We start from the raw sequence: 22,528 nt of genomic DNA, 5'->3' as shown, positions 1-22,528 counted from the left end.
GGATGGAAAAAGCCCCCAATGATTGAAGTTTCACTTTATTTTGGGAATAAATAGCTGGCAATACGTTACATAGTTTTTATATTTAAATAATGTTATAATGATGCAATACATTAAAGTGTGTGTTTCAATAAAAAGGACAACTGTTACATACTTTTTTGAACATCTTATTTACACAGTCAGTTAAGCATGTCCCATAAGGGATGTGCGCAAATCTAGATATATGTCATATACTGTTTTACAGATATACGATGGTTGGAGGTTCTTTATATGACTATTTACCATTTCGTAGGTATTAAGGGGTCTGGAATGAGTGCATTGGCGCAAGTTCTGCATGATATGAATTATCAAGTTCAGGGCTCCGATTTCGAAAAACATTTTTTTACTCAGGTAGCCCTTGAAAAATCAGGAATAAAGATCCTTCCCTTTCAAAAAGAAAATATACAGCCCGGCATGACGGTAATCGCCGGGAATGCATACCCGGACACGCATGAAGAGATTGAGGAAGCAATGAAGCTTGGCTTGCCTGTTGTTCGTTACCACCGTTTTTTAGGTGACTTTATGAAGAAATTCACGAGCATTGCGGTTACAGGTGCACATGGAAAAACGTCCACAACAGGATTGCTTGCTCATGTGATGAGGGGGGCAAAGCCTACTTCATTCCTTATTGGAGATGGAACCGGCAAAGGGGACGAAGAAGCGGAATATTTTGTATTTGAAGCCTGTGAGTACAGAAGGCATTTCCTTTCTTATTTCCCTGATTATGCAATTATGACAAATATTGATTTTGACCACCCTGATTACTTTGCCAATATTGACGATGTTTTCTCTGCATTTCAGGAGATGGCATGGCAGGTGAACAAGGGGATTTTTGCATGCGGTGATGATGAGCAGCTGCAAAAAATTCAGGCTAAAGTGCCCGTAGTATTTTATGGCTTTGGCGAGGACAATGACTTCCAGGCGCGTAATGTGGTTAAAACAACTGAAGGGACAACATTCGATGTGTTCGTGCGAAATACCTTCTATGAAACGTTTTCCATTGCAGCATATGGTGACCATAATGTGTTAAACTCCCTTGCTGTCATTGCACTTTGCCATTACGAGGAAATTGATGCAAAGATTGTTCAGAAGCAGCTGCTCTCTTTTGAAGGAGTTAAAAGAAGGTTTTCCGAAAAGAAAATAGAATCACAAATTATTATTGATGATTATGCCCACCATCCGACAGAAATAAAAGCTACTGTTGAGGCTGCAAGGCAAAAATATCCGGAAAAGGAAGTTGTGGCAGTATTCCAGCCTCATACCTTTACCAGAACCCAGGCGTTTCTTGATGACTTTGCAGCAAGTTTGAATTTGGCAGACAAAGTCTATCTATGCGAAATCTTTGGCTCAGCCCGTGAGAACCATGGAAAGCTCACGATTGAAGATTTAAAAGCGAAAATTCCGGATGCTGAGATTTTGAACGAAGAAGAAACGGCTGTTCTAAAAAATCATACAGATAGCGTTATTATGTTTATGGGAGCAGGAGATATTCAAAAGTTCCAGCAGGCATATGAAAATCAGCTATAAAAGAAGGATGCGCCTTTAATGGCTGCATCCTTTTTTAAAAGATTGGCTGTGTTAAAGCTTATTGTTGATTTTAGCACCCTGTTGATTGGAGCGGAAGGTACTAATCCCGCGAAAATGCTAACGCATTTTCTTACGACGCGGTGTTCATTCGAGGAAGCCTATTCAATGTCCTGCGGGAGAAGCGTGTCAGCAGGAGACCCCGCAGTTGCGAATACACCGAGGAGCGTCGGACCGCCCGCTAACGCTTGAGTGCCTCGTGCTGAAATCAACAGGCAAATTTAACAGAGCCAAAAGATAATAAAGTATAACTTTGAACTTCGATAACTTCTAGCTCCAGCGCCTACCCCCTCGAGGCCACAAGCTTGTCTAGTTTCGGCTCCTAGGGACTCGGGGCATAAGTCGTCCCTGGGCAGTCGCCTGCCGCCCAGAAAGGCAAAGAACGCCTTTCCGAGAGGCTCGTCTTGAGGCCCGCAGGATGGGGGTCATGCAGACGTTGCCACAGGACGTGGCGTTTTTAGTCTGCGTTCCTTCGTGGGCAAGGCTCTTGCGCTTTTCTTATTTTAAATTCTCCGGGTTAAGCGCTTCCAGCTCAGGAATCACAAAACGTCCGTCTTTACGGATTAATACATCATCAAAATAAATTTCACCGCCGCCGTAGTCAGGGCGCTGAATGTTTACCATATCCCAGTGAATATTGGATTTGTTGCCATTGTAGGCTTCGTCATAGCACTGGCCAGGCGTGAAATGGAAGCTGCCGTCAATTTTTTCATCAAACAGAATATCCTGCATTGGATGATGGATATACGGATTGACCCCTATGGCAAATTCACCGATATAACGTGCACCTTCATCGGTATCAAAGATTTTATTGATTCGTTCGCTGTCATTGGCGTCAGCTTCAATAATTTGCCCGTCTTTGAATGTCAGCTTTACATTTTCAAAGGTAAATCCATGGTATGGGGATGGAGTGTTATAAGTAATGACCCCATTAACTGAATCTCTTACTGGAGCCGTATACACCTCTCCGTCAGGAATATTCATCTGGCCAGAACACTTGATTGCCGGAATGTCTTTAATAGAGAAAGACAGATCTGTGCCAGGGCCAGTGATTCTGACTTTATCCGTTTTATTCATCAATTCCACAAGATTATCCATTGCTTTGTCCATTTTACCGTAATCCAAATTACATACATCAAAATAGAAGTCTTCGAATGCTTCTGTGCTCATTTTAGCTAATTGGGCCATTGAAGAATTAGGATAGCGCAGCACAACCCATTTCGTCTTCGGTACACGAATTTCCCGATGAACTTTTTTACCGATTGTTGAGCCATGAATTTTCATTTTATCGTCAGGTACATCTGCGTGTTCATTAATGTTATCCCCTGAGCGCAGTCCTATGTATGCATCCATCTTTGCCATCACGTTGGCTTCAAACTCGGCCATCATATTAAATTGTTCTTCCTGTGCTCCCATTAACAGAGAGCGGTCTACCTGGTGGTCTTTTAATAATACAAAAGGATAGCCGCCAGCCTCATATGCTTCCTTAACAAGGGCAGTTACCAATTCTCTTTGAAGCCCAAAATTTTCAATAAGGACTTTCTCGCCTTTTTGCAGACGAATGGAATAATTGATCAGGTTTTTTGCCAGTTTTTCAATACGAGGATCTTTCATCTCTTCATCCCTCCAACACTTTTATATTCCGACAAATATTATTGTAACCGAAATTAAAGATTTTGTTGATTTATTTCCAACTGTGCTAAGATTTACTTTGTGAAGGGAAGGCAGAATTTATCCCGCATTAACGGCAGCAAGACCTCCCCTTCAAGAACTCGAAAGTCAAGAGCGAATTCCAAATGGAGGATGGAAAAAGATCCCTGCTGATGGAAGTTTCACTTTATTGAAGGAATTTGGGCAGTGAAAATGGAATCTATTTAATGTACGCCTGGTTTAGAGGCAGTGCATCTGGGTAATAAGGGAGTATACAGAAAACCGGAGGTGTATGAATTGGAAATTATTTTATATTTAAGTGTAGCGGTAATTGCTATTGCATTCCTTGTTTTAGTCATTTATCTGGCTAAAACGTTAAAATCCCTGCAGGGAACATTGGATAATGTATCACACACATTAGCAGGCCTTGAAAAGCAATTGGATGGTGTGACAAAGGAAACGACGGTCCTGCTGCATAAAACAAATACGCTGGCAACTGACATTCAGCAAAAGTCTGAAAACCTGAACAGTGTTGTAAACGCGGTGAAAGAAGTTGGGGATTCTGTCCGCAAATTTAACGGATCTATTCAGAAAATCACATCTTCTGTAAACACACAGCTTGAACAAAATAAAGATAAAATTTCACAGGTGGTACAGTGGAGCAATGTTCTTCTCGAAATTAAAGATAAGTGGAGAATGAGAAAAGAAGCCCCTTATCAGTACAATGTCGATGAGAAAAAAATGCTTCCGCCCGAACGCCAAAGAGAAAGAGCAAGACACTAGAATTGGAGGAGGAATAAGGAGTATGAATAACCAGGAGCGTAACCAATTTGATGTAAATCAGTCAAAGTCAGAGGAAAATATCAATGCGAAGGATTTTATGATCGGGGCTTTAATAGGCGGTATGGTTGGCGCTGCAACAGCCCTATTCCTGGCGCCTAAATCGGGGAAAGAGCTTCAGAGCGATTTAAATGAAAAAGCAGCACTATTAAAAGAAAAATCAGGCCAATTCCGTGAAACAGCTATGACAAAAGGAAGTGAACTGGCAAGCGCTGCAAAGGAAAAAACAAATGCTTTGACTCAAACCGTTTCAAAGCAATCCAACGAATTAGTCAACAAAGTAAAAAGCATGAAAGAAGTGCAAAATGCGAATGGACAAGCTGCAAGTGGTGTTATGGAAGATGCTGGATCAGCCTCGGAATCCATCAATGACGAATCATTTCAGACCGCAGGCAATGCCCCGGTAAATGATGCGGAAATACAAATGAAGCTTGAAGAAACGAAAAAAGCTTTTGACGAAACAGAGCAAAAATATAATTAATATTATTTGTTTTGAAAACGGTGAAGTGATACTATTGCTTCACCGTCACTTATTTTTAGGGAGGTAAGAAGATGAAAAAGTTTGAGAGCAATGAAGCATTCGATCAAGCTGTAAAAACAGGAGAGCAGCTGCTGCTTTTAAAACACAGTTCAACATGCCCTGTCAGCGGAGCAGCTTATGAAGAATTTGAACGCTTTGTAAATGAGCATAAAACATTAGATGCTTATTATTTGGTTGTTCAGGAGGACCGCCCTCTATCTAATCATATTGCTGAGACTTTCCATATTAAACATGAATCCCCCCAAGCCATTTTGTTTAAAAATGGAGATGTAGCATGGCATGCGTCCCATTGGAAAATTACATATGACTCCTTGGAGAAAGCTTTAGAGAATAATAAATAAACATCCGGAATCCGGATGTTTATTTACTTTTAAATGTGTGAATCCACATTTAAGCTCTTTTTATTTATTGCAGGCCAAACTATTTTCAGTTCGTCTCCGGGTTCTATCGTTTCATGAAAAGCTGATTTTTCCCCGTTTTTTAATAGCACGAACTTACCGGTTGTGTCTTTAGGCATATCTATTTCCACGCAGCCAAATAAGTCCTGAAATATGAAAGGGCCTAATGTTTTGCGGACGACATTCAGAATATCTCCATCATGAATTCGATCGTTCTCAGCCATGGCTTTTCCTTCTCTTTGAAACTCGGTAACGTTTCTGCTCATTTCTATCTTTTTCCCATTGAAAAAAACAGGGATACTTTCGGCTAGCATAATTTGTTTTAATTCTGCAATTTCTTTAACAGTCGGTACTTTCCTCCTTTCAATTATAAGGATGTCTCCGTGTTCTATTATACTGTAAGGGTTTATTTCTATGCCGTTTCTAAGAACCTTCCCTGAAATACGCGGGAGAAAGGTCTCTTTTCCGTTCATATTTATTCGAAAAGGCTTTAGCTCATTTAGCAGATCATTTAAACCCAAAGCTTGAAGGACTTCTTCCACTGTTTCAGGAATATGGCATTCAATTTTATCGCGATCATTTAGCAATTGGTCAGCTGCTGCAGACCTTTCATTACATAGGATTTCAGCTTTGATTGTATACTCTTGGCTATTAATGGTAACGGATTTGGCAGGGATGTCATCAATTAAATCCCCAATCTTTACTACTGCTTGCTGCCCATCCCTGCCTTTCTCAACTGTTATGAGATCTCCTGATGAAATTTCATCATCCAATGCACTTGTAGTGCCATTTCGCAGAATCTTTGGAGCTTCCCCGTGACTTCCAGGAATAGTTATGTTTTGTCCATTCATATTGACAATCATGGCAAGACCAGGTTTTCCATATAGATTTTTTATTTTGATGCCTGAAGCGAGAAGGCAATCACCTACAGTCAGCTTTTTTGCTTCAAAAAGACGGACAGGCTGTTCATTTACATAGACAGTACAATATTGTACAGGCGATTTCTGGGCTGCAATGGCAATGCCTATTGGTGTAACCAATTCCGGTCCCTTATCAATCATGTCTGAAACTGTCAGGCCACTTATGGCATCAATCCCCCGGATAGCAACCCTGTTCACTGGCAGGTCAAGCTTCCTGGCTATTCTTGCAGGCAGCTCTGGGGTTAGGCTTCCTCCGCCTACAAGCATAACGGCTTTAGGAGAGGTGTTATTCAGGTTTAAAATTTCATGGCAAATGGCATCTGCCAGCCGGTCTAGTGCAGGTGAAATCTGTGCTATTAATTCTTCTTTCCTTATCTCAGTTTCAAATCCGAGAATATCTGTTACTTTAATGCTATTATTGATTTGAAGATCTCTTTTAGCCTTCTCGGCTAAAGGAAAATCCAAAAGCAGCTGGTCGCTGATTGCCTCAGTTATTTCATCGCCGGCAATAGGCACCATGCCATATGCAATTACTGTGCCCATGTCTGTGACAGCAATATCAGATGTGCCGGCTCCAATATCAACAAGAGCGACGTTCAATCGCCTCATGGATGGCGGGATGAGCACATTAATTGCTGCGATAGGCTCAAGGGTTAATGCCTCCATTTCCAGTCCTGCTCTTTGGAGTGCAGCAATGAGTGATTCAACCACAACCTTTGGCAAAAAAGTGGCAATAATTTCAACGGAAGCTTCATCACCCTGCTGGTCAATCAAATTTCCGATCTCTTCTCCATCCAGGCGATAATAAAGAACAGAATAGCCTACACAATAATAATAATGGCTTTTTTCAAACTCGTGATTGCCGGCAGCCATTGCCTGGGCCTGTTGAACAGCGCTTAATTCAAGATGCAGAATATCTTGTTTTTGCATCATTGGCTTTCCAAAAATATTTATGGAAGCTTGTGCCCTTTCTGTTCTTAGCGCTCTCCCTGCAGCAGCTACACATACTTTTTTTAAAGGCCCATGCTTTGTTTCAAGCTCTGCTTTGATTTCAGATATAATCCTTGAAACAGCCACAACATCATGAATTTGGCCATCAAGCATTGCCCGTTCAGTATGCTCCTTTACGACAATATCTTTAGCGTGATACTGGCCCTCGTGTTCTTCGAGAATTATGCCAACCACAGAACGCGTACCGATATCCAGTGCAAAAAGCTTTTTTTGTTCGTACAAAGCGATACACCTTCTTTATTTTTTGTCATAAAATAGCTTAATAACGCTTTATTACTTAAAAGCGTTTAATTAATAAAGAAATTTTTCGTGACATGTCTGAATAATTCATATATAATAACTCTAATTATAAAAAATGTATCACATATCAAGATGCCGTAAAAGAGAAAGAATGGAAATGTTTCACTTGACGAATGATAAATTATATTCGCTCAATAGATGTTTCTTATAAAAATTGCGGCTCAAATTCAGAATTGAAAGGAAGGGACAGGAAATGAGCAATAAAGAGCTAGATCAACTGCGCAATCGGGTAGATGAGCTGAACCTCCAGCTATTATCCTTGATTAATGAAAGAGCAGAACTTGTTCAAGAAATCGGAAGAGTGAAGGAAACACAAGGGGTTTATCGTTATGATCCTGTCCGCGAACGCAAAATGCTGGACTTGATTAAAGAACATAATGACGGTCCTTTTGAAAACTCAACGATTGAGCATATGTTCAAGGAGATTTTCAAAGCAGGCCTTGAGCTGCAAAAAGATGACCATAGAAAAGCGCTTCTTGTTTCCAGAAAGAAGAAGCCTGAGAATACAATTGTTGACCTAAAAGGGGAAAAAGTGGGAGACGGCAATCCGCATCTTGTATTTGGCCCTTGTGCGGTTGAATCATATGAACAGGTTGCAACAGTGGCTGAGGCTGTAAAAGCAAAAGGCCTTAAGCTTCTTAGAGGCGGGGCTTATAAGCCTAGGACATCTCCATATGATTTTCAGGGGCTGGGCCTTGAGGGGCTGAAAATATTAAAAAAAGTGGCAGACGAATACGATTTGGCGGTTATTTCTGAAATAGTAAGCCCAAATGATATTGAAACGGCTGTAGATTATATTGATGTGATTCAAATTGGCGCAAGGAATATGCAAAACTTCGAACTTTTGAAAGCAGCAGGCGCGGTAAATAAACCAGTTCTTTTAAAACGCGGCATTGCAGCAACAATTGAAGAATTCATCAACGCAGCTGAGTACATTATGTCCCAAGGCAATGGACAAATCATTCTATGTGAGCGGGGAATCCGCACATACGAGCGTGCAACAAGAAATACTTTAGATATTTCTGCAGTGCCAATCCTGAAACAGGAAACGCATTTGCCTGTACTCGTTGATGTTACCCATTCAACTGGACGCAGAGATTTGCTGCTTCCTGCGGCTAAAGCTGCATTGGCTATCGGAGCAGATGGTGTAATGGCGGAAGTGCATCCGGATCCGGCTGTTGCCCTGTCTGATTCAGCCCAGCAAATGGATTTGAATCAGTTTGATCAGTTTATGTCTGAGCTTCAATCTTCAACTCTGCTAAGAGTTTAATCTTAAATTATTTTGCCTTCTGTCAACAGCAGAAGGCTTTTTTCTTTGTTTATTTCTTTGTATTAGGCTCTTTTATCATACATTGTTATTCTTTCCCCTTGGCACGGGGCATTCAAGCTTTCCGCGGGAGAAATGAGAGTCTCCTCGGCTTCGCCTGTGTGGTCTCCATTTCCCTCTCTTCAGAGCAGACTTTGGAAGAGCTCTTTGAATAAACACCTCGTCGTAAGAAAAGGCGTATTCATTTTTGAGGAGTTAATTGCTTTCCGCTGCAAACAACTCAGTTGGTTAACCTTAGCTAGTCCTGAAAAGCAATAAATTTTACGAAAACAGCGATGCATGGGATGGGGCGAGCCCCTGATAATGGAGCCGAATTTCCTTTGCAGGGCATCTATTTAAGGATGCTTATTCAAAATGAACCCGGAAGAAGACTTCTGAATTGCCTGAAAAATCAAGTGGCTGTTGAGGAAATCACCAGGAAAATGTAAGAATGCATTATGTATAATTACAAATTGAAGCTTTTTTTCAAAAAAACAAGCCTTGACATTGCGGCAATTCCTGGACTGTCGTATGATTAAATACATAATTGAACATGTGTATCCAATCACAAAATAGGATAAAAAATGAGTAGGTTATGTAGTGTTGCTGTAAAATAGAAAGTAATAGAAGTGACCGCTATATAAAGAAGGAGTGACTTTGTAGTGAACGTAACAATATACGATGTGGCAAGAGAAGCAAATGTTTCAATGGCAACGGTTTCTCGTGTCGTGAATGGAAATCCGAATGTAAAGCCTGCAACAAGAAAGAAAGTCATGGAGGTAATTGATCGGCTGGGATACCGTCCGAACGCTGTAGCGCGCGGACTGGCAAGTAAAAAGACAACCACAGTCGGCGTGATTATTCCTGATATTTCAAGCACATTTTTTGCTGAACTGGCAAGAGGTATTGAGGATATTGCAACGATGTATAAATACAATATCATTTTGAGCAACTCTGACCAAAATATAGAAAAAGAGCTGCACTTGCTCAATACGATGCTTGGAAAACAGGTGGATGGGATTGTATTTATGGGCGGCAATATTACGTCAGAGCATGTTGAAGAATTTGAAAAATCACCGGTCCCAATCGTTTTGGCAGGCTCTATTGAAGAGTCAGGAAAAATCCCATCGGTCAATATTGATTATGAACAAGCAGCATTTGATGTGACCAAGTCATTTATAGAGAAAGGCCACAAAGAAGTTGCACTTGTTGTAGGGCCTCTCCGCGAGCCAATCAATAAAGAAAAGAAACTGGCTGGCTATAAGCGTGCATTGGAAGAAGCTGAAGTTTCTTATCGCGAGGAACTGGTTGTTGAAGGAGATTATACCTACGATTCAGGAATTGAGGCTTTTGAAAAGCTATTAGAAGCGAACCCGCGCCCAACAGCCATTTTTGCAGGATCAGATGAAATGGCGCTAGGGATTGTTCACGGAGCAGAAGACAAAGGCTTTAAAATTCCGGAAGACTTTGAAGTAATCAGCTCCGACAATACTCGCCTCGCATTAATGGTACGTCCTCAGCTGACTTCTGTTGTGCAGCCATTATACGACATTGGCGCTGTTGCCATGCGATTGCTTACAAAATTTATGAATAAGGAGTCTGTGGAAGAACAAATTGTGGTACTCCCGCACCGGATTGAAGAACGTGACTCAACAAAATAATAAAACTGCCGATAAATAAGGTAGAAAAGAGAAACGCCTTGCTATTTTAGTTGGAGGCGTTTCTTTCTGCCATTTAAAATTGCTGCCGGCAATCTGCCTGGCCATATAAAATAAGACCAGGTAAATGCAATGGATCAGGGAGAGAGAAAATGAGGAAGTTTGATATTTTAACACCGGTGGGGCTGCTGGTTGGACTGGGAATGCTGATTTTTGGAATTATGTCGAATGGTGGAACGAACGGATTCTTTTCATTTATCGATTTATCCTCCATGCTGATTGTGCTTGGCGGGCTTTTAGCAGGACTGCTTGTAAGTTTTCCATTGAAAGATATTAAGCATATGTCCACTGTCGTTAAACAAGTTTTTTCCAATAAAGAACAAAGCATAGGGAAGGTAATCGGGATATTTGTAAAGCTTTCTGATCGGGCCCGGAGGGAAGGGCTTTTATCACTTGAAGCTGAAGTCGAAAAAGTGGACGATGCTTTTATTCGAAAAGGCATTTATCTTGCTGTGGATGGGATTGAGGCAGATGTCATTACAGGTATTATGAATGCTGAAATTACAGCAATGGAAGAACGGCACCGAAAGGGCAGAAGCATCCTCGAAAAAGCAGGAGAGTATGCTCCTGCTTGGGGGATGATCGGAACGTTAATTGGCCTAGTCCTAATGCTGAAAAATCTTAATGATCCTGCTTCTTTGGGCCCCAATATGGCTATTGCACTTCTAACCACATTATATGGTTCACTGCTGGCCAATTTGGTTTTTCTGCCAATGGCAGCCAAATTGGCTTTAAAGACAGATAAAGAAGTATTTCTAAAGCAGATTATCATCGAAGGGGTAATCGGAGTCCAATCTGGACAGAATCCTAAAATCCTTGAAGAAAAGCTTAGTGCATTCCTTTCCTACGAAGAAAGGAGAGAGATGGAAGAAATCATTACTGCAGGGGAGGCACTGGATTATGAAGCTTAGGCGAAGATCTTCTGAGCCTGCTAAGGGTGCCCCCAGGTGGATGGTTACATTTTCGGATCTTGTAACGCTAATATTGGTATTCTTCATATTGCTATTTTCTATGTCACAGATTGACATGATTAAATTTAAAGCCATGTCCGAATCATTCCGGGATAGGCAGCTGCTTGATTTTTATCCTGCGATTATTCCCAATGAATATCCAGCAGACATGGAAGAAAATACTGGAGAGGGCAAAGAGCAAGGAGACTCCCTTGATCAGCTGTTAATGGAAATTCAGGCATTTTTAGATCAGAACGGTCTTGAAGATGTGATAGCTGCTAACAGGACAGAGCGGGGTGTGGTTCTCGTTTTGCAAGAACAGGTGTTGTTCGAATCTGGAGAAGCCAGCCTGATCGAAGGCTCCTTTCCATTTTTGGATAAAGTGGGAACTGTTTTGTCCAGCATGCCTAATCTGGTCAAGGTGGAAGGCCATACAGATAACCGCCCGATTAAAACTTATAGATACCCGTCCAATTGGGAGCTGTCTGCTGCCAGGGCCAGCACTGTGATCAGATACTTAACAGAAAACCATAACCTTGAAAGCCGCAGATTTATTGCCGTAGGCTATGGAGAAACAAGGCCCGCAGTCCCCAACTCTGGGCCGGAAAATTGGGAGAAAAATCGCCGCGTCGAAATTATTATCTCTGACCCGAAATATGATGAGAACAGTTTAATAAATAATTAGTACGTGAGCCTGACTCAAAAGGTTCTTGAATGATCCTCTTTTGAGTCAGTTTTTTATTGGCCATGCCTTTCTTTATTTGCTGAAAAAGGAAGGAATTTGGGGGTACTAATTAGAGTTTGGCCGATGCGGCAGGCAAAACTAGAAAAAGGCTGGACATCCGGGCTAAGTGCGAGCCGTTGTCAGCCTTTTCATTTTACTTAGACTCCGTCATTTTCCTATTTCGGATCGGGTAAAGGACTTTGTCCACTGTTTGGGCATTTTTTTCAGTTATTTCATTTTTTCGGGGAATCGGCGGGTATAGATCCTCCGGGTCATCCCATTCTAGGGGAAGAGGCACAGGGGCGTGCTTCTTCCAAGTGTTTATCCATTCCAAAGGAAGATTCCCATAAGAATTTGAGTTTTCAGTCATCTCCAGCCAAATCATAGCCCATGCACGTGGGACGACACGCCAAATATCATAGCCTCCTCCTCCAACGGCAATCCATTTTCCATCGCAGTATTCATGAGCAATTTCATGTGCAAGTTTAGGAATCTCCCTGTAAATCTTCATGGTTGATGATAAATGTGTCAGCGGATCGAGATAATGAGAATCAGCACCATTTTGTGTGAGGATTACATCTGGCTTAAAGAACTCGGCAACCTCCCGAAGAGCTGTCCGGTAGGCATGGAGCCACGAGTCATCTTCGGTAAAAGCATCTACTGGGATATTGAATGAGAAACCATATCCCTTTCCCTGTCCACGTTCGTTTACATTGCCTGTACCTGGGAATAAATATCGCCCGGTTTCATGGATGGATAATGTGCAAACATCCGGGTCATCATAAAACGACCATTGGACACCGTCTCCATGGTGGGCATCTGTATCCACATAAAGCACCCTTGCATGATATTTCTCCTGAATATATTTAATGGCAACAGAACTATCGTTATAGATGCAAAATCCTGATGCTTTTCCCCGGAAACCATGGTGCAGCCCTCCGCCTAGATGAAGGGCATGCTTTGCTTGGCCGCTCATGACAGCATCAACGGCAGAAAGAGTCCCGCCTACCAGAAGGGAGCTTGCTTCATGCATATTTGGAAAAATGGGTGTGTCTTCCGTTCCAAGCCCATAATTTTCTCCGACATCTTCAGGAAGCTGGCCGTGACCGGCAAGTTTCACAGCATTAACATAATTCGGATCATGAATTAAATAAAGCTCTTCTTCCGAAGCAGAACGAGGCGGAATGATTTGTTGATCCTTAATGGCATTCATTTTTTTTAGCAAATCAAGTGTCAGCTTGAGCCTTAACTGGTTAAAAGGATGATTTTTGCTGAATTTGTAGTTCAGCAGCTCTTCCGAATAAACAAAAACAGAATCATGTGTCATAGAGAAATCCCCGGCAGATTGGGCCAAAGCACTTCATGGCCCGCATTTTTCAAATCTTCAATAACAAGGGTTGGATTCATGGTTTGCACTCTCAGCACAAGTATTTTAAATTTCTCATCCTTTTTATCCGGATAAACAAGGACACTTTGAATATTTGCTTTCCTTTTGCAAATGACTTCAGCAATTTCGAAAAGCATGCCAGCCTTATTAGGTACTTTCACTTCTATCTGGGACCCAGGCTGATGTGCACCTGTCAATTGAACCAGGGTATGGAGAAGGTCGGTTTCTGTTACTATTCCGACAAGCTTATTATCTTTTAATATTGGAAGGCATCCGATGCGCTGTTCATAAAAGATAGCGGCAATCTCTTCTGCGAAGTCAAGAGGATGCCCTGTAATGATTTCTGTCTTCATAATCGTTTCCAATGGTTTCTGAAGATCTTCCTTAAATAATTCTGTATGAAAAATAGAAGGGGTAGCATCCCGGATATCCCTATCAGTAACGAGACCCACTAGCTTGTTCTCAAAATCGGTTATGGGCAAATGGCGCACTTTCTTTAAATTCATTAATTTAATGGCGTCTGCTATACTGTCGTCCTTTGTCAGGGTTGTAACATCCGTTTTCATAATTTCTTCAACAATCACTTCTTATTCCTCCCTTATAGACCATATGGAGTTTTCACGCTCGGCTTTAATGAAATTTAAACCGCAGCGGGAATAAAGCGTATTTTTAAAATTGAAGCAAATTTTAAAATTTATTGAGCTCTGTTAAACTTGTATGTTGATTTCTTCCAGACGTTTGCTTTAGGTAGGCGGTCCGAACCTCCCCGGCGTCTGTATCTGTGAGTCCCGCTCCTGTCAATATAGAGGTAAATCAGCATATTGGCCTTTATCAATACATAAAACGGTTCATAAAACGCAGTCGATCGAATTGCTGGACTGATTCCTGGCCTACTCTTTTACCGATTCTTGCCATCAGGCAATTAGCGGGATGGGAGCTGATTTCCGGATCATCTGTTGCATACCATTCCAGGCCGCCTGCATTCATCATCTTTTCCATGATTTTTCGATATTCCCATACATTTAATCCAGTGCCCTTTAGATCCCAATGCCAATAATATTCTGTTGTAATGATGATGTAATCTTCCATTGCATCATCCATCATGGAAACTTTTAATAGATTTTTTCCAGTCCCCGATCCGCGGAATGCAGGTATGACTTCGATAGCACCTAATTCTATTAAATTGTCCATTTTCCCCTCGGACCACCGTTCAAGAGGATCTGGATACAGATAAGTTACATAGCCGACAATGGTATGCCTGTCTCGGGCAATTATAATTCTTCCCTCAGGCAATCCAGCAATTTCAACAAGTGCTTTATGCTGCTGTTCCGGAGGCCTGAAAGCTACCAGATCTTTATGAAATTCGTAATCAGCGAGCTTTTCAGGTGAGATTGGCCCTTCGATAATTAAATTTCCATTGGCTGTTTTTAACTCTTTTGCATTGTACGTTTTTTTATGTTCCATTACTTCACCGCCTAAAGACATGATCACTGTAACTTCTATTATACATAAAAACTATTAAATTAAAGCGCTTTCAAATAAATTTCAGGCCAATTTGAAAAAACTTTGTGACAATTCATGTAATAATGCATAAGAATTATTTTTCAACTGCAATATTTTAAAAATTGAGAAAAAATAATATTTATACTATAATAATATCAAATCACGAAAAAGGGGGATATTACTATATGAAAGTGGAAGCGCTACCAGTTACTCAGGGGGAGTTTAATTTAAAAAGCTATGAAGAGCTATATGAAAATTTCAACTGGGCGGACGCCGAAAAAGAGTTTTCCTGGAAAGAGACAGGCCGTATGAATATGGCCTATGAGGCCATTGACCGCCATGCTGAATCCTTCAGAAAGAATAAGGTTGCCCTATACTATCGTGATGGGCAAAGAAACGAGAAATATACGTTTAAAGAAATGAAAGAGCTTTCCAATAAGGCGGGAAATGCCTTAAAAGCTTACGGCGATGTAGAAAAAGGAGACAGGGTATTTATCTTCATGCCTCGTTCCCCTGAACTTTATTTCGCTGTTTTGGGTGCCATTAAACTAGGAGCGATTGTTGGACCGCTGTTTGAAGCTTTCATGGAAGGAGCTGTCCGTGACAGGCTTGAGGATAGTGAAGCAAAAGTTCTGATTACCACTCCTGAACTTTTAGAGCGCGTTCCGGTTGATCAGCTGCCTGCTCTTAAGCATGTTTTCCTTGTAGGCGATAATATAGAGGAAACAGGCCCTTATGTTGATTTTAATAAACGAATGGCTGAATCAAGCAGAAAACTTTCAATTGAATGGGTTGAAGGAACGGATGGATTAATTTTGCATTATACATCAGGTTCCACTGGCAAGCCAAAAGGTGTGCTGCATGTACATAATGCGATGATCCAGCACTATCAGACTGCCAAATGGGTATTGGATCTCAAAGAGGAAGATGTGTACTGGTGCACTGCTGACCCTGGATGGGTTACTGGTACTTCATATGGAATCTTCGGTCCGTGGCTTACTGGAACTTCCAACCTGATTGTAGGGGGAAGATTCAATCCTGAGACTTGGTACAAGATGATTGAGGAGTATGGGGTTACTGTTTGGTACAGTGCTCCTACAGCTTTCCGTATGCTGATGGGTGCAGGCGATGAAGTTGTTAAGAAATTTGATTTAAGCAGTCTGCGCCACATTTTAAGTGTAGGGGAGCCATTAAACCCTGAAGTTGTCAGATGGGGCATGAAGGTGTTCAATTTGCGCATCCATGATACATGGTGGATGACAGAAACAGGTGCACAGCTTATCTGTAACTATCCTTGCATGGAAATTAAGCCTGGTTCCATGGGCAAGCCAATTCCTGGTGTTAAAGCAGCAATTGTCGATGACCAGGGCAATGAGCTGCCTCCAAACCGCATGGGCAACCTTGCCATTAAAAAAGGCTGGCCTTCCATGATGCATACAATCTGGAATAACCAGCAAAAATATGAATCTTACTTCATGCCAGGTGACTGGTATGTATCTGGAGATTCAGCTTATATGGACGAAGATGGTTACTTCTGGTTCCAGGGGCGTGTAGATGACGTCATAATGACATCTGGAGAACGTGTTGGGCCATTTGAAGTAGAAAGCAAGCTGATCGAACATCCGGCTGTTGCGGAAGCCGGAGTTATAGGCAAACCGGATCCTGTCCGCGGCGAAATTATAAAAGCATTTGTTGCATTAAGAGATGGCCATGAGCCTTCTGAAGAATTAGTGGAAGATATCCGCCAATTTGTAAAGAAAGGCCTTGCCGCACATGCTGCACCGCGTGAAATTGAATTCCGTGACAAGCTTCCGAAAACTCGAAGCGGTAAAATCATGCGCCGCGTGCTTAAAGCCTGGGAACTTGACCTTCCAACAGGCGATCTGTCTACAATGGAAGATTAATAGAAATAGAAGGAGAACCGCTTATCATACAGCGGTTCTCTTTTTATGATTTCATTTCATCAGAAGAGAACTTGGCTAATTGTGAACTTAGCGAATAAAAAGAGAAAATTGGCGAACAAATCCTAAACTTAGCAAACAAACTATAAAAACTAGCGATCAAATCCTAAATTTAGCGAACAACCAATAAAATCTAGCGAATAAATCCTAAATTTAGCAACAACTATAAAATTTATAACTAGCTGATATATAGAGCGGCACGCCAAAATTACTTGAATAAAAAAAGCTGAATTCCTAGCCCCAATTGCGGTTTTGGAATTCAGCTTTTCCTTTATTATGGCTGATTATTAGTTAGTACTGCCTTCTCCTTCTCCTTCCCCATCACCAGGTTCTTCCGGCTTTTCAGGGTCCGGTTTATTCTCTGCTGGGGGATCGGCAGGTTTTTCTTCTTTAGGCTTTTCTTCTTTAGGTTTTTCTTCCTTTGGCTTTTCCTCTTTAGGCTTCTCTTCTTTAGGTTTCTCTGCCTCAGGCTTTTTGCCGATTTCCACCACGTTGGAAGGAGAAGACTCCTTCCCAGCGATATCAACAGCTGTCACATGTATAGAACCGTTGCCGGCATTGAAGCTGAGAGAGGAGCCAGCTTTTATGGCAGCAACTTTTTTGCCGCCACTATAAACCCGGTAGCCAATGACATCCTTTTCTGGATGTGCACCCCATGTAATTGTATCGCCTGAAGCCTTGATGTTCAGTGCGGCAGGGGCCTTGCCGTTATCCTGGAGCTTATTGCCGGCAGTCAAAATATTCCTCCAGCGCTCTTTATTAGGAATCAGGTCACTAGGATTTGCGTTAATGCCAAATAATTTTTCGATATATTCCGGATTCAGTACTAATCCGGGTTCTGTAAATTCTTCTGGAGTTGAGTCTAGAGCCATATATTTTTTATCGCCAATTCTTACAAGTTTTCCATTGCCTAGGCTATCGTCCACTTTTGTTGGAACAAACTTTGCATTAAATAGGTCTGTTTCAACGAGTCCAGCTTTTGAGCATGCCTCTGATGGAAGCAGGCCAGAAATGGCACAGAAGGAACGTCTTACGATTCCGCCAGGCATTTTAAAGCTTTCGCTTGGATCAACAAGTTCAGGAGCTACATCATATGCAGCATTCATCAGGTCTGCCCATAAATAATTATTCCGCAAGCTGTAGCTTAATGGACCAGGAGCTTTTAATGATTTAGGAGTATCATAACCAGTCCAGATGCCGAAAGTGACATTCGGATTGGTTGCAACGAACCAGGCATCGTGGAAATCTACGCCTGTTCCTGTTTTTCCTGCCCAGTCTGAACCGAACTTCAGCCTGCTTTTTATGGAAGTGGCTGTTCCGCTGTTAATTACGTCCCTCATCATATCTATGGTTAGGTAAGCAGTCTGAGGGCTGAATACATCAACAGGCTTAGCTTCATGCTGATAAATCACATTGCCGTTTTTGTCAGTGATTTTTTCAATCATATATGCATCGACAAATTTTCCTCCATTGGCAAATGTGCTGAAGGCATTCGTATTTTCTTCTACGGTTACTCCATATTCCAATGAGCCGATTGCTGTAGCCAGGTTTGTATAATCCGGTCCAATTAAGGAGGTGAATCCCATCTTTTCCAGGTAAGTTGCCGGTCTTTGTCCGACAATATCCTTATAAAGCTTAACAGCCGGTACATTGTAGGAATATTTTAAAGCTTCCCTTGCTGAAACCAGTCCGCTATAAGTGTTGGTATAGTTTTTAGGCCAAGGCCGGTTTAAACCTGGAGCAAGGTATAACGGCACATCCGGTAAGATTGTTCCAGGTGCAGCCTTGCCAAGTTCCATCGCAGGAGCATAAACTAGAATCGGCTTCATGGTTGAACCATTTTGCCTTATTGAGTTTGTGGCATGGTTAAGCTGCTCGCGTTTATGGTCACGCCCGCCGACAAAGCTGATAATTTTACCGGTTTTATTTTCAATTAAAATGGCTCCCACTTCTACTGGCTCCATTATTTGCTTATTTTCGCCAGTTTCAGGATCCTTAACTGTCTCCGGTTTGTCAGGCCCGTAATAAGGGTAGTTATCTTTAACTTGCTGCATTTTATCATAAATGTCTTTGTTGATCGTGGTATGGATTTGGTATCCATTCTGACGGATTGTCCGGTCTGCCAGAGTTTTATATTCCTCGCGCAGTTCATCATCTTCTTTTAAGTCTTGTTCTTCATATCCATCGTTTTTAGCTAGAATCTTGGTCATGATGTTTACTGCGCGTTCCTCAATTTCAAACGTTAAGTATGGATATTTTTCTAACGGGCTTTCAGAAGGTGTTGTAAAATCCTTTGTCAGATCGTATGCTAATGCTTCCTCGTATTGCTTTTGGTCAATCTTTCCGTCATCATACATTCTTTTAAGAACCGTTTTCATTCTTGAAAATCCCGGTTCCAAATTTTCCTTAACGGTACCTTCCCTTGTAAAAGGGGTATATCCGAAAGGGCTCTGGGGAAGTCCCGCTATGAAAGCAGCCTGCGGCAGGGTTAATTCTTTTGCACTTACCCCAAAAATGCCATTGGCAGCTGCTTCAACACCGGCGATATTTCGGCCGGAAGCATTTCTTCCAAAGGTTGAAACATTTAAATAGGCTTCTAGAATTTCTTTTTTATCAAAGAATTTTTCAAGACGCAATGCCAGGAGAATTTCCTTTGCTTTTCGCTCAAATGAAACTTCATTTGTTAAGATTTGGTTCTTAATCAACTGCTGTGTCAGTGTACTTCCGCCGGATTGAACGGATGAATTAGTTACTTCCTGGAACAGGGCACGCATAATGGCCTTTGGCACCACACCATCATGTTCGTAGAAGTATTCATCTTCCGTAGCCACAACTGCGTTAATTAAGTGTTCAGAAACATCCTCAAGCTTAACTTCCTCACGTTCAAGATCGGTTCTAAGCTTCCCTAAATACACATCATTGGCAAAATATATTTCCGATGTTTCTTCATAGTCGTAAATATCTTTCTTCATGCTTGCATAGGAACGGATCGGCTCATCCTTTACAAGTGAGGCAAAGTAGCCTGCTCCCAAGCCGCCAGCAAAAGCTCCGCCAATTACTGCCAAGATGATAAACAGCAGGGTTAGATTCCAGACGACCTGGTAGGTAATGCTCGCCCCTTTTGCTGCTTTTTTATTGCCGAAAAGGCCCGAAGTTTGCCTCAATTTATCAATAAATAATTGAAACTTTTCTTTCATCGTATCAATCCCCCTAAAATCAAATCTATTATAGCATAAAGTGAAACTTCCAACAGCGTGTTTTCCGCTGTTGGTTAGCTGAACCAATCGGGCTTTTACGGGCAGTTAGTTCGGAAAAACTGTACCTGGTACAACTTCTAAAGTTCTTTCTCCGAAGTTACTGCCCGTTAACCTGCGATAAAGTGAAACTTCCAACAGCGTGTTTTCCGCTGTTGGTTAGCTGAACCAATCGGGCTTTTACGGACAGTTAGTTCGGAAAAAACTATTCCTGGTAAAACTGTCAAAGGCCTTTTCCGAAGTTACTGCCCGTTAATCGCGATATTGCGACATATTAAATGACAGGGTTCGCCATTTATCTTAAATATCCTTTTTTTGAACAGACATTTGACATTGTGCTAATTTTTATGATAAAAATGTTTTATCTTAGTCATAAACGCAAGAAACATGAAATCTGACTCAAAAATAATATAGGCATTGACGGGAACCCAGTAATGCTTCTATCCCTGTTTCAGAAAGCCGGCGGACGCTGCGAGCCGGTACAAATAGAAGGATGAATTACCTCCCTGAGCTTTCATTGTCAACCTGCAGGAGCAGTTATAGCAGTGAACGGATATTCCGTTATCTTTAAAGAGTGGAGGGCATTTGTCCTCAATTTGGGTGGTACCGCGCAATATAATCATGCGTCCCTGCATATATGCAGGGGCGTTTTTTGTATGCTGGAACCGTACCCATTTATGCCTTGAGAAAATTGTGACTTCATTTAGGAGGAATTATCGATGAATTTATTGGAAGAATTGCAATGGAGAGGGATCGTCTACCAGCAGACAGATGAAGAAGGGATCGAGAATACTCTTGAAAAAGAGAAAATTTCTTTGTACTGCGGTGTAGATCCGACTGCGGACAGTATGCATATCGGGCATCTGCTGCCATTTTTAACATTAAGGCGCTTTCAAAAGGAAGGCCACCGTCCAATTGTACTTGTTGGCGGAGCTACTGGTCTTATTGGAGACCCAAGCGGCAAAAGCGAAGAGCGCAAGCTGCAGACACTAGAGGCTGTTCAGCATAATGTGGACTGCATTCAGAACCAGCTTAAAAGAATCTTTGATTTTGATAGTGAAAATGGAGCCATCATGGTCAATAACTATGATTGGGCAGGTTCTATGGACATCGTAACCTTCCTCCGTGATTACGGAAAGCATGTGGGAGTCAATTACATGCTTGCGAAAGATACGATTTCTTCCAGATTGGAAACCGGTATATCCTTTACTGAATTCACTTACACCATTTTACAGGCAATGGATTTCCTTCATTTATACGAGAACCATAACTGCAAGATGCAAATTGGCGGCAGCGACCAGTGGGGCAATATTACAACGGGCCTTGAGCTGATTCGAAAAATGGCGCCGGAAGGTTCTAAAGCATACGGCCTGACAATTCCGCTTGTTACGAAAGCAGATGGAACTAAATTTGGCAAAACGGAAAGCGGAGCCATTTGGCTGGACCCTGAAAAAACGTCTCCATATGAGTTCTACCAATTCTGGATCAATACAGCTGATGCTGATGTGATCAAATACTTGAAATATTTTACATTCCTTTCCCGTGAAGAGATTGAAGATCTAGAAAAAGCTGTTCAGGAAGAACCGCACCTTCGAAAAGCCCAGAAAGCACTTGCTGAAGAAATGACACGCTTGATACATGGCGATGAGGCTTTAGAGCAAGCTATTAAAATTACGGCTGCGCTATTCAGCGGAGATATAAAAAATCTTTCTGCTTCAGAGATTCAGCAAGGCTTTAAGGATGTTCCTTCTTATGAGCATTCAGAGGGCGGCGAAATCGGTATTGTCGAACTGCTGGTTGCTGCCAAAATTTCACCATCAAAACGCCAGGCCCGTGAAGATGTTACGAACGGCGCCGTTTCTGTAAATGGAGAGCGTGTAACGGAACTTGACTATACTCTTTCTGAAAAAGATAAGATTGAGGGTCAATTTACGGTCATTCGCCGCGGAAAAAAGAAATATTTCTTAATTAAGTATTAATATAAAGCCCTCCGGTTAAAGGAGGGCTTTTGTGCTTATTCGCAGCTTTGCAGGGAATAATCCGGTTTCTGAACCCGCTTGATTAATGACGAAAAAATGCCCCGCAGATCAAAAAGGTAGTTAACCCGGCTGATTAACGACGAAAAAATGCCCCGTAGATCAAAAAGGTAGTTAACCCGGCTGATTAACGACGAAAAAATGTCCTGGAGATCAAAAAGGTAGTTAACCCGGCTGATTAACGACGAAAAAATGTCCTGGAGATCAAAAAGGTAGTTAACCCGGCTGATTAACGATGAAAAAATGTCCCGGAGATCAAAAATGGCAGTTATTCCGCGGATACCGATAATGTTTCCAACAATATAAAAGTCCGCTTAGGAATCCTATTCTGAAATTCAACATTTGAAAATCAGCTTCATCGATTCCCTTAACAAAACAAAAAAACTGCCGATGTATCGGCAGTTTTCAA

At 41.7% G+C, this 22,528-nt stretch carries 16 protein-coding genes and 1 other annotated feature; of the genes, 10 read left to right on the top strand and 6 right to left on the bottom strand.

From position 1 onward, the window contains the following. Nucleotides 1-267: 267 nt before the first annotated feature. The gene (gene murC / locus L634_RS0111240; RefSeq protein WP_026582539.1) at nt 268-1,563 is read left to right on the top strand and encodes a UDP-N-acetylmuramate--L-alanine ligase; all 1,296 of its coding nucleotides are present in this window, start codon (nt 268-270) and stop codon (nt 1,561-1,563) included. A 555-nt stretch (nt 1,564-2,118) separates the two neighbouring features. Here the strand turns inward: murC and L634_RS0111230 are convergent. Then, on the bottom strand, nt 2,119-3,234 hold the full coding sequence (locus L634_RS0111230; protein ID WP_026582537.1) for an aminopeptidase: 1,116 nt from the start codon (nt 3,232-3,234) through the stop codon (nt 2,119-2,121). Nucleotides 3,235-3,567: 333 nt separating this feature from the next. Between L634_RS0111230 and L634_RS0111225 the strand changes: the two genes are divergently transcribed. The 3 genes from L634_RS0111225 (at nt 3,568) to ytxJ (ending at nt 4,992) form a co-directional block, all read left to right on the top strand. Further along, a complete protein-coding gene (locus L634_RS0111225; RefSeq protein WP_026582536.1) occupies nt 3,568-4,053 on the top strand; it encodes a DUF948 domain-containing protein in 486 nt (161 codons plus the stop codon). 22 nt (nt 4,054-4,075) lie between these two features. Beyond that, a complete protein-coding gene (locus L634_RS0111220; RefSeq protein WP_026582535.1) occupies nt 4,076-4,591 on the top strand; it encodes a YtxH domain-containing protein in 516 nt (171 codons plus the stop codon). A gap of 71 nt (nt 4,592-4,662) precedes the next feature. Beyond that, nucleotides 4,663-4,992, top strand: coding sequence for a bacillithiol system redox-active protein YtxJ (ytxJ, locus tag L634_RS0111215; protein WP_026582534.1), 330 nt, complete (start codon nt 4,663-4,665; stop codon nt 4,990-4,992). Between the two features lie 29 nt (nt 4,993-5,021). Here ytxJ and pilM read toward each other — a convergent pair whose 3' ends face one another. Beyond that, the gene (gene pilM / locus L634_RS0111210; protein WP_026582533.1) at nt 5,022-7,202 is read right to left on the bottom strand and encodes a pilus assembly protein PilM; all 2,181 of its coding nucleotides are present in this window, start codon (nt 7,200-7,202) and stop codon (nt 5,022-5,024) included. 271 nt (nt 7,203-7,473) lie between these two features. Here pilM and L634_RS0111205 point away from each other — a divergent pair, with 271 nt between their 5' ends. The 4 genes from L634_RS0111205 to motS all read left to right on the top strand — a co-directional run bounded on the left by L634_RS0111205 (nt 7,474) and on the right by motS (nt 11,939). After that, nucleotides 7,474-8,550: a bifunctional 3-deoxy-7-phosphoheptulonate synthase/chorismate mutase gene (locus L634_RS0111205; protein ID WP_026582532.1), complete on the top strand. Its 1,077-nt coding sequence runs from the start codon at nt 7,474-7,476 to the stop codon at nt 8,548-8,550. Between the two features lie 698 nt (nt 8,551-9,248). Continuing rightward, nucleotides 9,249-10,247: a catabolite control protein A gene (gene ccpA / locus L634_RS0111195; RefSeq protein WP_026582531.1), complete on the top strand. Its 999-nt coding sequence runs from the start codon at nt 9,249-9,251 to the stop codon at nt 10,245-10,247. Between the two features lie 149 nt (nt 10,248-10,396). Then, entirely contained in the window at nt 10,397-11,215 is an 819-nt protein-coding gene (motP, locus tag L634_RS0111190; RefSeq protein ID WP_026582530.1) for a flagellar motor protein MotP, read from the top strand. After that, nucleotides 11,205-11,939 carry a flagellar motor protein MotS gene (gene motS / locus L634_RS0111185; RefSeq protein WP_026582529.1) on the top strand — a complete coding sequence of 245 codons (735 nt, stop codon included), beginning with the start codon at nt 11,205-11,207 and terminating at the stop codon, nt 11,937-11,939. Before motP ends, motS begins: the two co-directional genes overlap by 11 nt. 193 nt (nt 11,940-12,132) lie before the next feature. Here motS and L634_RS0111180 read toward each other — a convergent pair whose 3' ends face one another. The 3 genes from L634_RS0111180 to L634_RS0111170 form a co-directional block, all read right to left on the bottom strand. Continuing rightward, entirely contained in the window at nt 12,133-13,305 is a 1,173-nt protein-coding gene (locus tag L634_RS0111180) for an acetoin utilization protein AcuC (RefSeq protein WP_026582528.1), read from the bottom strand. Then, complete coding sequence (locus tag L634_RS0111175; RefSeq protein ID WP_026582527.1) at nt 13,302-13,949, bottom strand: acetoin utilization AcuB family protein; 648 nt, start codon at nt 13,947-13,949, stop codon at nt 13,302-13,304. Before L634_RS0111175 ends, L634_RS0111180 begins: the two co-directional genes overlap by 4 nt. A 247-nt stretch (nt 13,950-14,196) precedes the next feature. Continuing rightward, nucleotides 14,197-14,829: a GNAT family N-acetyltransferase gene (locus tag L634_RS0111170; protein WP_026582526.1), complete on the bottom strand. Its 633-nt coding sequence runs from the start codon at nt 14,827-14,829 to the stop codon at nt 14,197-14,199. 224 nt (nt 14,830-15,053) lie between these two features. On the opposite strand from L634_RS0111170, the gene acsA reads away from it, so the two are divergent. Then, a complete protein-coding gene (gene acsA, locus L634_RS0111165) occupies nt 15,054-16,772 on the top strand; it encodes an acetate--CoA ligase (protein WP_026582525.1) in 1,719 nt (572 codons plus the stop codon). 344 nt (nt 16,773-17,116) lie between these two features. On the opposite strand, the gene L634_RS0111160 is transcribed toward acsA, so the two are convergent. Then, on the bottom strand, nt 17,117-20,026 hold the full coding sequence (locus L634_RS0111160) for a transglycosylase domain-containing protein (RefSeq protein WP_026582524.1): 2,910 nt from the start codon (nt 20,024-20,026) through the stop codon (nt 17,117-17,119). A gap of 465 nt (nt 20,027-20,491) precedes the next feature. After that, nucleotides 20,492-20,717, top strand: a binding site (T-box leader). A gap of 85 nt (nt 20,718-20,802) precedes the next feature. Between L634_RS0111160 and tyrS the strand changes: the two genes are divergently transcribed. Further along, nucleotides 20,803-22,062: a tyrosine--tRNA ligase gene (gene tyrS / locus L634_RS0111155; protein WP_026582523.1), complete on the top strand. Its 1,260-nt coding sequence runs from the start codon at nt 20,803-20,805 to the stop codon at nt 22,060-22,062. Nucleotides 22,063-22,528: the final 466 nt, after the last annotated feature.

This window comes from Bacillus sp. J33 (assembly GCF_000518885.1).
Classification (GTDB): domain Bacteria; phylum Bacillota; class Bacilli; order Bacillales; family Cytobacillaceae; genus Cytobacillus.
The sequence above is the reverse complement of the archived record's forward strand: the minus strand, read 5'-3'. Positions and strand labels throughout refer to the sequence as shown.

What these genes read in the sequence shown, in the direction of transcription:
- murC (WP_026582539.1), top strand. Translation starts at nt 268, where the DNA reads ATGACTATTTACCATTTCGTAGGTATTAAGGGGTCTGGAATGAGTGCA.
- L634_RS0111230 (WP_026582537.1), bottom strand. Translation starts at nt 3,234, where the DNA reads ATGAAAGATCCTCGTATTGAAAAACTGGCAAAAAACCTGATCAATTAT.
- L634_RS0111220 (WP_026582535.1), top strand. Translation starts at nt 4,076, where the DNA reads ATGAATAACCAGGAGCGTAACCAATTTGATGTAAATCAGTCAAAGTCA.
- ytxJ (WP_026582534.1), top strand. Translation starts at nt 4,663, where the DNA reads ATGAAAAAGTTTGAGAGCAATGAAGCATTCGATCAAGCTGTAAAAACA.
- L634_RS0111205 (WP_026582532.1), top strand. Translation starts at nt 7,474, where the DNA reads ATGAGCAATAAAGAGCTAGATCAACTGCGCAATCGGGTAGATGAGCTG.
- motP (WP_026582530.1), top strand. Translation starts at nt 10,397, where the DNA reads ATGAGGAAGTTTGATATTTTAACACCGGTGGGGCTGCTGGTTGGACTG.
- motS (WP_026582529.1), top strand. Translation starts at nt 11,205, where the DNA reads ATGAAGCTTAGGCGAAGATCTTCTGAGCCTGCTAAGGGTGCCCCCAGG.
- L634_RS0111180 (WP_026582528.1), bottom strand. Translation starts at nt 13,305, where the DNA reads ATGACACATGATTCTGTTTTTGTTTATTCGGAAGAGCTGCTGAACTAC.
- L634_RS0111170 (WP_026582526.1), bottom strand. Translation starts at nt 14,829, where the DNA reads ATGGAACATAAAAAAACGTACAATGCAAAAGAGTTAAAAACAGCCAAT.
- acsA (WP_026582525.1), top strand. Translation starts at nt 15,054, where the DNA reads ATGAAAGTGGAAGCGCTACCAGTTACTCAGGGGGAGTTTAATTTAAAA.
- L634_RS0111160 (WP_026582524.1), bottom strand. Translation starts at nt 20,026, where the DNA reads ATGAAAGAAAAGTTTCAATTATTTATTGATAAATTGAGGCAAACTTCG.
- tyrS (WP_026582523.1), top strand. Translation starts at nt 20,803, where the DNA reads ATGAATTTATTGGAAGAATTGCAATGGAGAGGGATCGTCTACCAGCAG.